The organism is Polaromonas sp. P1_G2 (assembly GCF_056405515.1).
Map to the genome: position 1 here is coordinate 1 of NZ_JBFUBY010000259.1, position 11,512 is coordinate 11,512.

11 protein-coding genes, 1 tRNA gene and 3 pseudogenes are annotated in these 11,512 nt (G+C 63.0%); all 15 read left to right on the forward strand.

What is annotated here, in order from left to right:
• A partial coding sequence (locus AC1D0P_RS20575; protein ID WP_477678452.1) for an NAD(P)H-quinone oxidoreductase occupies window positions 1-901 on the forward strand: 901 nt, incomplete at its 5' end.
• Between the two features lie 7 nt (window positions 902-908).
• Entirely contained in the window at window positions 909-1,670 is a 762-nt protein-coding gene (gene tpiA, locus AC1D0P_RS20580; RefSeq protein ID WP_477678453.1) for a triose-phosphate isomerase, read from the forward strand.
• Between the two features lie 33 nt (window positions 1,671-1,703).
• Window positions 1,704-2,043: pseudogene (gene secG, locus AC1D0P_RS20585) on the forward strand (preprotein translocase subunit SecG).
• Window positions 2,044-2,158: 115 nt separating this feature from the next.
• Window positions 2,159-2,243: transfer RNA gene (locus tag AC1D0P_RS20590), tRNA-Leu, on the forward strand.
• Between the two features lie 95 nt (window positions 2,244-2,338).
• Window positions 2,339-2,698, forward strand: coding sequence for an NADH-quinone oxidoreductase subunit A (locus tag AC1D0P_RS20595; protein WP_007864471.1), 360 nt, complete (start codon window positions 2,339-2,341; stop codon window positions 2,696-2,698).
• A 54-nt stretch (window positions 2,699-2,752) separates the two neighbouring features.
• The gene (locus tag AC1D0P_RS20600; RefSeq protein ID WP_007864469.1) at window positions 2,753-3,232 is read left to right on the forward strand and encodes a NuoB/complex I 20 kDa subunit family protein; all 480 of its coding nucleotides are present in this window, start codon (window positions 2,753-2,755) and stop codon (window positions 3,230-3,232) included.
• 3 nt (window positions 3,233-3,235) lie between these two features.
• The gene (locus tag AC1D0P_RS20605) at window positions 3,236-3,844 is read left to right on the forward strand and encodes an NADH-quinone oxidoreductase subunit C (RefSeq protein ID WP_477678454.1); all 609 of its coding nucleotides are present in this window, start codon (window positions 3,236-3,238) and stop codon (window positions 3,842-3,844) included.
• Window positions 3,845-3,868: 24 nt separating this feature from the next.
• Window positions 3,869-5,122, forward strand: coding sequence for an NADH-quinone oxidoreductase subunit D (locus tag AC1D0P_RS20610; protein WP_436155274.1), 1,254 nt, complete (start codon window positions 3,869-3,871; stop codon window positions 5,120-5,122).
• A gap of 5 nt (window positions 5,123-5,127) precedes the next feature.
• Window positions 5,128-5,622 carry an NADH-quinone oxidoreductase subunit NuoE gene (gene nuoE / locus AC1D0P_RS20615; RefSeq protein WP_436155273.1) on the forward strand — a complete coding sequence of 165 codons (495 nt, stop codon included), beginning with the start codon at window positions 5,128-5,130 and terminating at the stop codon, window positions 5,620-5,622.
• Entirely contained in the window at window positions 5,619-7,022 is a 1,404-nt protein-coding gene (gene nuoF, locus AC1D0P_RS20620; protein ID WP_477678455.1) for an NADH-quinone oxidoreductase subunit NuoF, read from the forward strand. The genes nuoE and nuoF overlap by 4 nt, the downstream gene beginning before the upstream one ends.
• A 19-nt stretch (window positions 7,023-7,041) precedes the next feature.
• Window positions 7,042-9,008: pseudogene (locus tag AC1D0P_RS20625) on the forward strand (NADH-quinone oxidoreductase subunit G).
• Entirely contained in the window at window positions 9,005-10,078 is a 1,074-nt protein-coding gene (gene nuoH, locus AC1D0P_RS20630) for an NADH-quinone oxidoreductase subunit NuoH (protein ID WP_477671598.1), read from the forward strand. Before AC1D0P_RS20625 ends, nuoH begins: the two are co-directional and overlap by 4 nt.
• 146 nt (window positions 10,079-10,224) lie before the next feature.
• Window positions 10,225-10,722, forward strand: a complete 498-nt coding sequence (nuoI, locus tag AC1D0P_RS20635; RefSeq protein ID WP_477678456.1) for an NADH-quinone oxidoreductase subunit NuoI — start codon at window positions 10,225-10,227, stop codon at window positions 10,720-10,722.
• A gap of 38 nt (window positions 10,723-10,760) precedes the next feature.
• Window positions 10,761-11,414, forward strand: a complete 654-nt coding sequence (locus AC1D0P_RS20640) for an NADH-quinone oxidoreductase subunit J (protein WP_477678457.1) — start codon at window positions 10,761-10,763, stop codon at window positions 11,412-11,414.
• Window positions 11,411-11,512 (forward strand): annotated as a pseudogene (locus AC1D0P_RS20645) (NADH-quinone oxidoreductase subunit NuoK); the annotation flags it as partial. The gene AC1D0P_RS20640 and the pseudogene AC1D0P_RS20645, both read left to right, overlap by 4 nt.

The window sequence follows — 11,512 nt, forward strand, 5'->3', positions numbered from 1 at the left end:
GGTGGTGATCCGCGTGAGCGCCAGCGGTGTGAACCGCCCCGACGTCTTGCAGCGCATGGGTAACTACCCTGTGCCGCCGGGTGCCTCCGACATCCCGGGCCTTGAAGTGGCCGGCGTGATCGTCTCCGGCGATGCGCAAGCCATGGCCGCTGCCGGCCTCAAGCCCGGCGACCGTGTCTGCGCGTTGGTGGCGGGCGGGGGGTATGCCGAACTGTGTGTCGCGCCCGTGGGGCAATGTCTGCCGGTGCCTGAGGGCCTTAGCGACATCGAAGCGGCTTCGCTGCCCGAGACCTTCTTCACGGTCTGGAGCAATGTCTTCGAGCGCGCCCACCTGCAGCCGGGTGAAACCCTGCTGATCCAGGGCGGCTCGAGCGGCATCGGCGTCACCGCCATCCAGATCGCCAAGGCCATGGGCGCCACGGTGCTGGTTACGGCCGGCAGCGACGACAAGTGCGCGGCCTGCATCGCCCTGGGGGCTGACCACGCCATCAACTACAAGGCCAGCGACTTTGCCGAAGAGGTGAAAAAGCTGACCAACGGGCAGGGCGTCAACGTCATCCTCGACATGGTGGCCGGCAGCTACGTGGCGCGTGAAGTCGAGTGCCTGGCCGAAGACGGCCGCCTCGTCATCATCGCGGTGCAAGGCGGCGTCAAGGCCGAGCTCAATGCCGGCCTGGTGCTGCGCAAGCGCCTGACCATCACCGGTTCGACCCTGCGTCCGCGTTCGATCGAGTTCAAGGCGGCGATTGCAAAAGCGCTGAAGGAAAAAGTCTGGCCCTTGCTTTCCGCGGGCCGGATCAAGCCCGTCATCCACAGCACGTTTGCGGCGGCCGATGCGGCCAAAGCCCATGCACTGATGGAGTCGAATTCACATATCGGCAAAATTGTCTTGACCTGGTGAGCCAAAGATGAAAAAACTCATTGCGGGAAACTGGAAGATGAACGGCAGCCTGGCCGCCAACGCGGCCCTGCTGGACGCGCTGTCGCAAGGCCTGGCCGCCGCGCCTGCCGCGTGCGAAGTGGCGGTCTGCGTTCCCGCGCCCTATCTGGCGCAGGTGCAGGCCATGCACTCCGCGCAGGCCGGCCTCGCGTCCATCGAACTGGGCGCGCAGGATGTCTCGGCGCAAGCCTCGGGTGCTTACACGGGTGAGGTGAGCGCCGCCATGCTCAAGGATTTCGGCTGCCGCTTTGCCATCGTCGGCCATTCGGAACGCCGCCAGTACCATGGCGAAAGCGATTTGCTGGTGGCCGAGAAAGCCAAAGCCGCGCTGGCATCGGGCATCACGCCCATCGTCTGCGTGGGCGAGACGCTGGCCGAGCGCGAAGCCGGCCACACCGAAGAAGTCGTCAAGCGCCAGCTGGCCGCGGTGATCCACACCAACGGCCATTGCATCAGCGAAATCGTCGTGGCCTATGAGCCCGTGTGGGCCATAGGCACCGGCAAGACCGCGTCACCCGAAGAGGCCCAGGCTGTGCACGCGGTGCTGCGCGCTCAGTTGAAGGCCGCCACGGACCAGTTCGCGCGTGTGAAAATCCTGTACGGCGGCAGCATGAACGCTGCCAATGCGGCAACGCTGCTGGCCCAGCCCGACATCGACGGCGGCCTGATTGGCGGCGCCTCGCTCAAAGCCCCCGATTTTTTGACCATTATTGCTGCAGCCCGCAAGTAACGAGCGCAGAACGCTATTAATTTAGGAGTAGATATGAACGTAGTATTGACCATTGTCCTCGCCGTGCAAATGCTGTCGGCGCTCGGCATGATTGGCCTGATCCTGGTGCAGCACGGCAAGGGCGCCGACATGGGCGCGGCGTTCGGCAGCGGCGGCTCCGGCAGCCTGTTCGGCGCCAGCGGCAGCGCCAACTTCCTGTCGCGCACTACCGGTGTCCTCGCGGCGCTATTTTTTGCATGCACCGGCGCCTGCCGGTGCGGCTTCCGGCGCGGCCCAAATTCCCGCAACCACGGCACCGGCGAGCGGCAGCGCAGCGGTTCCAGCGACACCCGCGCCCGCCGCATCGGGCGCCGCGCAAATCCCGACGAAATAACGTGTTTTTGCTGCCGCCTCTCGTCGGGGGAGGCGGTATTTCAGGGTAAACTCTATGACTGCCTGGAAAGCCAAAACCGCAAGGTTTCCTCATGCCATCCAGTCAGTTAAATACCGCGGACGTGGTGAAATTGGTAGACACGCTATCTTGAGGGGGTAGTGCCGAAAGGTGTGCGAGTTCGAGTCTCGCCGTCCGCACCAGAACAAGCATCGGCAGCAGCGCTCCGGCGATGCTGTCGCCTTAAACGGCAAGCTGAACAAACCGCGCAGGTGGCTTTTCAGAAGTTGAATCCACGATGAACCTCGATCAATACCTTCCTGTTCTCCTGTTCATTCTGGTCGGTGTGGGTGTCGGCGTGGTGCCCCAGGTCCTGGGGCGTTTGTTGGGCCCTGTGCGCCCCGACAGCGAAAAAAATTCCCCTTACGAATGCGGCTTCGAGGCTTTCGAAGATGCCCGCATGAAATTCGATGTGCGCTACTACCTGGTCGCCATCCTCTTCATTTTGTTTGACCTCGAAATCGCCTTCCTCTTTCCCTGGGCCGTGGCGCTCAAGGAAATCGGCCCCGTCGGTTTCTGGTCGGTCATGATTTTCCTGGGCATTCTGGTCGTGGGCTTCGTCTACGAGTGGAAAAAGGGTGCGCTGGACTGGGAATAAGAAGCTAAGAATCCCGAGGGTTCTCTAGGCGGTTCTCGCCACAAAGGTACGGGTATGTCACTTGAAGGTGTTTTCAACGAAGGCTTCATGACCACGAGTTACGACTCGGTGGTGAACTGGGCCAAGACGGGTTCGCTCTGGCCCATGACATTCGGCCTGGCCTGTTGCGCCGTCGAAATGATGCATGCGGGCGCGGCGCGCTACGACCTCGACCGCTTCGGCATGTTGTTCCGTCCCAGCCCGCGCCAGTCCGACTTGATGATCGTGGCTGGCACACTGTGCAACAAGATGGGCCCGGCCCTGCGCAAGGTCTACGACCAGATGTCCGAGCCGCGCTGGGTGCTGTCCATGGGCTCCTGCGCCAACGGCGGCGGCTATTACCACTACAGCTATTCCGTGGTGCGCGGCTGCGACCGCATCGTGCCGGTGGACGTCTACGTGCCCGGCTGCCCGCCCACGGCCGAAGCGCTGATGTACGGCATCATCCAGCTGCAGCAGAAAATCCGCCGCACCAACACGATTGCGAGGGCATAAGACATGTCCTCTTCTCCCGTGTCCATGGAGCAACTCGCCGAAACGATTCGTGCCGTCCTTGGCGACAAGGTCAAAAGCCTGAAGACTGCGCTGGGTGAAATTACCCTCACGGTCTCCGCCGCCGACTACCTCGCGGCCGCCACCACGCTGCGCGATGCGCCCGGCTGCCGCTTCGAGCAACTCATCGATCTCTGCGGCGTCGACTATTCCGAATACCGTGACGGCCAGTACGACGGCCTGCGCTACTGCGTGGTCTCGCACCTGCTGTCGGTCAGCCTCAACCAGCGCGTGCGCCTCAAGGTGTTCTRCCCCGACGACGATTTCCCCRTGGTGGATTCGCTCAACGGCATCTGGAACTCGGCCAACTGGTTCGAGCGCGAAGCCTTCGACCTCTACGGCATCATCTTTGAAGGCCACAACGACCTGCGCCGCATCCTGACCGATTACGGTTTCATCGGCCATCCTTTCCGCAAGGACTTCCCGACCTCGGGCCACGTCGAGATGCGTTACGACCCTGAGCAGAAGCGCGTGATTTACCAGCCGGTCACCATAGAGCCGCGCGAGATCACCCCGCGCGTGATCCGTGAAGACAACTACGGCGGCCTGCAGTAAGCGGCGCCGGCAAGAGATACCCACATGGCTGAAATCAAAAACTACACGCTCAACTTTGGACCGCAGCATCCCGCGGCGCACGGCGTGCTGCGCCTGGTGCTCGAGCTTGACGGTGAAGTAATCCAGCGCGCCGACCCGCACATCGGCCTGCTGCACCGCGCCACCGAAAAGCTCGCCGAAAGCAAGACCTACATCCAGTCGCTGCCTTACATGGACCGGCTGGACTACGTCTCCATGATGTCCAACGAGCAGGCTTACTGCCTGGCCATCGAGAAGCTGCTGGGCGTCGACGTGCCGGTGCGCGCGCAATACATCCGCGTGATGTATGCCGAAATCACGCGCCTGCTCAACCACCTGCTGTGGCTGGGCGCGCACGGTTTCGACTGCGGTGCGATGAACATCCTGATTTACTGCTTCCGCGAGCGCGAGGCGCTGTTCGACATGTACGAAGCCGTCTCCGGCGCGCGCATGCACGCGGCCTACTTCCGTCCGGGCGGCGTTTACCGTGACCTGCCCGACAGCATGCCGCAGTACCGCGTCAGCAAGGTCAAGAACGCCAAGGCCATCGCCGCGCTCAACGAAAACCGCCAGGGCTCGCTGCTCGACTTCATCGAGGACTTCACCAACAAGTTCCCCGGTTACGTCGACGAATACGAAACCCTGCTGACCGACAACCGCATCTGGAAGCAGCGCACCGTCGGCGTCGGCGTCGTCTCGCCCGAGCGCGCGCTCAACCTCGGCTTCACCGGTCCCATGCTTCGCGGTTCGGGTTTCGCCTGGGACCTGCGCAAGCAACAGCCCTACGACGTCTACGACAAGATGGACTTCGACATCCCGGTTGGCAAGACCGGTGACTGCTACGACCGCTACCTGGTCCGCGTCGAAGAAATGCGCCAGTCCAACCGCATCATCAAGCAGTGCGTCGACTGGCTGCGCGTGAACCCCGGCCCCGTGATCACCAGCAACCACAAGGTCGCCGCGCCGGATCGCGAATCCATGAAGTCCAACATGGAAGAGCTGATCCACCACTTCAAGCTCTTCACCGAAGGCTTCCATGTGCCCGAAGGCGAAGCCTATGCGGCGGTCGAGCACCCCAAAGGCGAGTTCGGCATCTACATCGTCAGCGACGGCGCCAACAAGCCCTATCGCCTGAAGATCCGCCCGCCGGGTTTCCCGCACCTCGCGGCCATGGACGAAATGTCGCGCGGCCACATGATCGCCGACGCCGTCGCCGTGATCGGCACCATGGATATTGTGTTCGGTGAAATTGACCGGTAGTCCCCATGATTTCTGAACAAACCAGAGCGCGCTTCGACCGCGAAGTCGCCAAATACCCCGCGGACCAGAAACAGTCGGCCGTCATGGCCTGCCTGACCATCCTGCAGGAAGAGCACGGCTACGTCAGCGCCGAAAGCGAGAAGGTCGTGGCCGAATACCTCGGCATGGCGCCGATCGCCGTGCACGAGGTCACCACCTTCTACAACATGTACAACCAGCGCCCCGTTGGCAAGTACAAGCTCAACGTCTGCACCAACCTGCCTTGCCAGCTGCGCGACGGCGCCAAGGCGCTCAAACACCTGGAGCACAAGCTCGGCATCGCCATGGGCGAGACCAGCGCCGACGGCCTTTTCACGCTGCAGCAGTCCGAATGCCTGGGCGCCTGCGCGGATTCTCCGGTGATGCTCGTCAACGATCTCACCATGTGCAGCTTCATGAGCAACGAGAAGCTGGACCAGCTCATCGAAGGCCTTCAATCCGCCGAGGCAAAGCAACCATGACGCTCGCACCCCTGACCCCCAACAGCGCAGCCGCGCAGAGCGTGCTGTCCCAGTTTTCGGCGACCGGCGTGCAGACCTGCTTCCACGGCCGGCACATCAATCCGCAAATCCTGGCCGACCTCAACGGCAGCAACTGGCGCCTCAAGGACTACGAGGCTCGCGGCGGCTATCAGGCCCTGCGCAAGATCCTCAAGCAAGACGGCGGCGAGGGCATGACGCCCGACCAGGTGATTGCTGAAGTCAAGGCCGGCAGCCTGCGCGGCCGCGGCGGCGCGGGYTTCCCGACCGGSMTCAAATGGAGCTTCATGCCGCGCCAGTTCCCGGGTCAGAAATACCTGGTCTGCAATTCGGACGAGGGCGAGCCGGGCACCTGCAAAGACCGCGACATCATGCAGTACAACCCGCACAGCGTGATCGAGGGCATGGTGATCGCCGCCTACGCCATGGGTATCAGCGTGGGTTACAACTACATCCACGGCGAAATCTTCGCGACCTACCAGCGCTTTGAAGAAGCCCTGGAAGAAGCGCGCGCCGCCGGCCTGCTGGGCAACAACATTTTCGGCAGCGGCTTCAGCTTCCAGCTCCACGCCTCGCACGGCTTCGGTGCCTACATCTGCGGCGAAGAAACCGCGCTGCTCGAGTCGYTCGAGGGCAAAAAAGGCCAGCCGCGCTTCAAGCCGCCGTTCCCGGCGAGCTTCGGCCTCTACGGCAAGCCCACCACCATCAACAACACCGAGACCTTCGCGGCTGTGCCCTGGATCATCCGCAACGGCGGCCAGGCCTACCTCGAATGCGGCAAGCCCAACAACGGCGGCACCAAGATCTACTCGGTGTCCGGTGACGTCGAGCTGCCGGGCAACTATGAAGTGCCCATGGGCACGCCGTTCTCCAAGCTGCTGGAACTCGCCGGCGGCGTGCGCAAGGGTCGCACGCTCAAGGCCGTGATTCCCGGCGGCTCCTCGGCGCCCGTGCTGCCGGCTTCCATCATGATGGAATGCACCATGGACTACGACTCCATCGCCAAGGCCGGCTCCATGCTGGGCTCGGGCGCGGTGATCGTGATGGACGACAGCCGCTGCATGGTCGAGTCGCTCAAGCGCCTGTCTTACTTCTACATGCACGAATCCTGCGGCCARTGCACGCCCTGCCGCGAAGGCACGGGCTGGCTCTGGCGCGTCGTGGACCGCATCCACAACGGCCACGGCAAACAAACCGACATGGACCTGCTCAACTCGGTGGCCGACAACATCCAGGGCCGCACCATCTGCGCACTCGGCGATGCCGCGGCCATGCCGGTGCGCGCCATGATCAAGCATTTCCGCCATGAGTTTGAAGCCATGATCAAGACGCCAGCCTATCAAGCTCCCGCATCCCAGGCTTCGGCCGCCGCGCAAGCCTGAGTTCCGGAAAGAAAAAAATATGGTTGAAATAGAACTCGACGGCCAGAAGGTGGAAGTGCTGGAGGGCAGCACGGTGATGCATGCGGCTGAAAAAGCCGGCACCTACATTCCGCACTTCTGCTATCACAAGAAGCTCAGCATTGCCGCCAACTGCCGCATGTGCCTGGTCGACGTGGAGAAGGCGCCGAAGCCCATGCCGGCCTGCGCCACGCCCGTCACCCAGGGCATGATCGTGCGCACCAAGAACGACAAAGCCATCAAGGCCCAGAAGGGCGTGATGGAATTCCTGCTGATCAACCACCCGCTGGACTGCCCGATCTGCGACCAGGGCGGCGAGTGCCAGTTGCAGGACCTGGCTGTCGGCTACGGCGGCAGCGAATCGCGTTACGAAGAGGAAAAACGCGTGGTCTTCCATAAGGACGTCGGCCCGCTGATTTCCATGCAGGAGATGAGCCGCTGCATCCATTGCACGCGCTGCGTGCGCTTCGGCCAGGAAGTGGCCGGCGTGATGGAGCTCGGCATGTCGCATCGCGGCGAACACGCCGAGATTGAAACCTTCGTCGGCATGTCGGTGGACTCCGAGCTGTCCGGCAACATGATCGACATCTGCCCGGTCGGCGCGCTGACCAGCAAGCCTTTCCGCTACAGCGCCCGTACCTGGGAGCTGTCGCGCCGCAAGTCGGTCAGCCCGCACGATTCGACCGGCGCCAACCTGATCGTCCAGGTCAAGAGCAACAAGGTAAGGCCGACCACGGCGCCGGCAGCATAGGCACCCTGGCCAGCCCGCACAGCACGCTCGAAGAGCTTTACCTGGCTGCCTCATTGATGCGCGGCCTCGGTAGCGAGAACATCGATTACCGCCTGCGCAACGCCGAGTTCGCCGCGCCTTCGGCCATCCGCTGGCTGGGCACCTCCGTCGCCTCGCTGTCGCAGCTGCAGCGCGTGCTGGTGGTCGGCTCCAACCTGCGCAAGGATCACCCGCTGTTCGCGCAGCGCATACGCCAGGCCGTTCGCAAGGGCGGGGCGCTGAGCACCATCAACTCCGCCGCCGAACTGGCAAGCGCCGACGCGTGGGCCATGCCCGTCGCCAACACGCTGCTGGCTTCGCCCGAAGCCTGGGCCCAGTCCCTGGCCGACGTGGCCGCCGCGATTGCCGCCGACAAGGGCGTCACCGCGCCCGCAGCCGGCAATGCCACCGATGCCGCCAAGGCCATTGCCAAGTCCCTGCAGGGCGGCGAACGCAAAGCCATCCTGCTGGGTAATGCCGCGGCGCACCACGCCAAGGCCTCCAGCCTGCTGGCGCTTGCCAACTGGATTGCCGCGCAGACCGGCGCCACCGTGGGTTACCTCACGGAAGCCGCCAACACCGTGGGCGCCCAGCTGGCCGGCGCCTTGCCTTCAGGCAAGGGACTCAACGCAGGCCAGATGCTGGACGGCCAGCTCAAGGCGGTGATCCTGCTCAACAACGAACCCGAGTTCGACTCGGCCGCGGGCGCCAGGGCCAAATCCACGCTCAACGCCGCGCAAATGGTCGTGACGCTGAGCCCCTTCAAGGCCAACATGGGTTTCAGCGACGTGCTGCTGCCGATCGCGCCTTTCACCGAAACCCCCGGCACCTTCGTGAACGCCGAAGGCCGCGTGCAAGGTTTCCATGCCGTCGTCAAGCCGCTGGGCGATACCCGTCCGGCCTGGAAGGTGCTGCGTGTGCTCGCCAACCTGCTGGACCTGCCCGGTTTTGATTTCGAGTCCTCGCAGGATGTGCTCAAGCAGGTCGCAGGTGCCGATGCGGCGCAGCTTCCCGTGGACAAGCTCGGCAACGGCACCCAGGCCGCTATCGACCTGTCGGCGGCTCCCGCCCAGGCGCCTGCCGTGGCCAGCATCTACCAGCTCGACGGGCTGGTCAGGCGCGCTACGTCGCTGCAGCTGACGGCGGATGCCCGCCAGGCCGCTGGCCTCGGAGCGAAGCTCGAAGGAGTGGCGGCATGATTGATGGAATCTTCGCCTTCGGCCAGGGTCTGATGGGCGGCATCTGGCCGGCCACCGTATGGCCTGTGCTGTGGACGCTCATCAAGATCGTCTGTGTCCTGCTGCCGCTGATGGGCCTCGTGGCCTACCTCACCTTGTGGGAACGCAAGGCCATCGGCTTCACCCAGATTCGCCTCGGCCCCAATCGCGTCGGGCCTTTCGGCTTGCTGCAGCCGATTGCCGATGCACTCAAGCTGCTGACCAAGGAAATCATTATCCCCACGGCGGCCAGCAAAGGCCTGTTCGTGCTCGGCCCCATCATGACCATCATGCCGGCCCTGGCCGCCTGGGCCGTGATTCCCTTCGGGCCCGAGATCGCGCTGGCCAACATCAATGCCGGCCTGCTGTTCCTGATGGCCATCACCTCGCTGGAGGTCTACGGCGTGATCATCGCGGGCTGGGCTTCCAACTCCAAATACGCCTTCCTCGGCGCCATGCGCGCCTCGGCGCAAATGGTCAGCTATGAAATCGCCATGGGCTTTTGCCTGGTGGTGGTGCTCATGGTGTCCGGCAGCCTCAACATGACCGACATCGTGATGAGCCAGGGCAAGGGCATGCTGGCAAGCAACGGCTGGACCTTCCTGTCCTGGAACTGGCTGCCGCTGCTGCCGATCTTTGTCGTGTATTTCATCTCCGGCCTGGCCGAGACCAATCGCCACCCGTTCGACGTCGTTGAAGGTGAGTCCGAAATCGTGGCCGGCCACATGGTCGAGTACTCGGGCATGGCCTTCGCGATGTTCTTCCTCGCCGAATACGCCAACATGTGGCTGGTCGCCATCCTGGCCGTGCTGCTGTTCCTGGGCGGCTGGCTGCCTCCGGTCGAAGCGTTGAGCTTCATCCCGGGCTGGATCTGGCTCGGCGCCAAGACCTTTGTGGTGGTCACCATGTTCCTGTGGGTGCGCGCCACCTTCCCGCGTTTTCGCTACGACCAGATCATGCGCCTGGGCTGGAAGATTTTCATTCCCGTGACCCTGGTCTGGCTGGTGGTCGTCGGGGCCTGGATGCAGACCCCCTACAACATCTGGAAGTGACTATGAGCCCCCACGTTCGCTCACTTCGTGTAGCTCTCTGCCCCCCGAGGGGGCCGCTGCGCCTGCGGTCTGGCAAAGCCAGTCCCGCGGCCCCTGCTGGCTTGAAGAGCCTTTGTGCACGCCTTATTTCTGCAGGAATCTGACTTATGTCCGCCGTAGCCTCCATCAAAGACTTTGCGTCAAGCTTCATGCTCACCGAGCTGTTCAAGGGCATGGCCCTGACCGGCAAGTACATGTTCAGCCGCAAGATCACGGTCCAGTTTCCCGAAGAGAAAACTCCGCTGAGCCCGCGTTTTCGCGGCCTTCATGCGCTGCGCCGCTATGAAAACGGCGAAGAGCRCTGCATCGCCTGCAAGCTCTGCGAAGCGGTGTGCCCGGCGCTGGCGATCACCATCGAATCCGACGTGCGTGAAGACGGCAGCCGCCGCACTTCGCGTTACGACATCGACCTGACCAAATGCATCTTCTGCGGTTTCTGCGAAGAAAGCTGCCCGGTCGACTCCATCGTCGAGACCCACATCTTTGAATACCACGGCGAAAAGCGCGGCGACCTGTATTTCACCAAAGAGATGCTGCTCGCCGTGGGCGACCGGTATGAATCCGAAATCGCCGCCAACCGCGCGGCTGATGCCAAGTACCGCTGAACCCCAGGCCGCTGGCTCAAGAAAGAATCCACAACAACATGGACGCTAAAACAGGTCTTTTTTATGTTTTCGCCGCGGTGCTGCTGTTTGCGGCATTCAAGGTGATTACCGCGCGCAACCCGGTGCATGCGGCGCTTTACCTCGTGCTGGCGTTCTTCCAGGCGTCTGCCGTCTGGATTCTCCTCAAGGCAGAGTTCCTGGCCATCACGCTGGTGCTGGTCTATGTGGGCGCCGTGATGGTGCTCTTCCTGTTCGTCGTGATGATGCTSGACATCAACATCGACAGTGTCCGCAAAGGCTTCTGGAAACATTTCCCGCTGGCCGGCTCCGTCGGCGCCATCATCGCGCTGGAAATGTCTTATGTGTTGATGGGCGGCTTCCGTGAGCCACCCAAAGTCGCGACCACCGCGGGCCAGATAGGCGCGCAGGTGTCCAACACCAAGGAGCTCGGCAAGCTGCTGTACTCCGAATACCTCTACCCGCTGGAGGTCGCCGCGGTGATTCTGCTGGTGGCCATCATTGCCGCCATCGCGCTGACCCTGCGCGCGCGCAAAGACTCCAAGTACCAGAACCCTTCAGAGCAGATCCGGGTCAAGCGCGCCGACCGCGTGAGCCTGGTCAAGATGAAATCCGTAATACCCGCACCCGTTGTGGCTGCGGCCCCCGCAGCCGCCGAGGAGAAGAAGGCATGACGCTCACCCTGGGACATTTTCTTTCGCTGGGCGCGATGCTGTTCGCGCTGTCGGTCATCGGCATCTTCCTGAACCRCAAAAACCTGATCGTGCTGCTG

What these genes read in the sequence shown, in the direction of transcription:
- tpiA (WP_477678453.1), top strand. Translation starts at nt 909, where the DNA reads ATGAAAAAACTCATTGCGGGAAACTGGAAGATGAACGGCAGCCTGGCC.
- AC1D0P_RS20595 (WP_007864471.1), top strand. Translation starts at nt 2,339, where the DNA reads ATGAACCTCGATCAATACCTTCCTGTTCTCCTGTTCATTCTGGTCGGT.
- AC1D0P_RS20600 (WP_007864469.1), top strand. Translation starts at nt 2,753, where the DNA reads ATGTCACTTGAAGGTGTTTTCAACGAAGGCTTCATGACCACGAGTTAC.
- AC1D0P_RS20610 (WP_436155274.1), top strand. Translation starts at nt 3,869, where the DNA reads ATGGCTGAAATCAAAAACTACACGCTCAACTTTGGACCGCAGCATCCC.
- nuoE (WP_436155273.1), top strand. Translation starts at nt 5,128, where the DNA reads ATGATTTCTGAACAAACCAGAGCGCGCTTCGACCGCGAAGTCGCCAAA.
- nuoH (WP_477671598.1), top strand. Translation starts at nt 9,005, where the DNA reads ATGATTGATGGAATCTTCGCCTTCGGCCAGGGTCTGATGGGCGGCATC.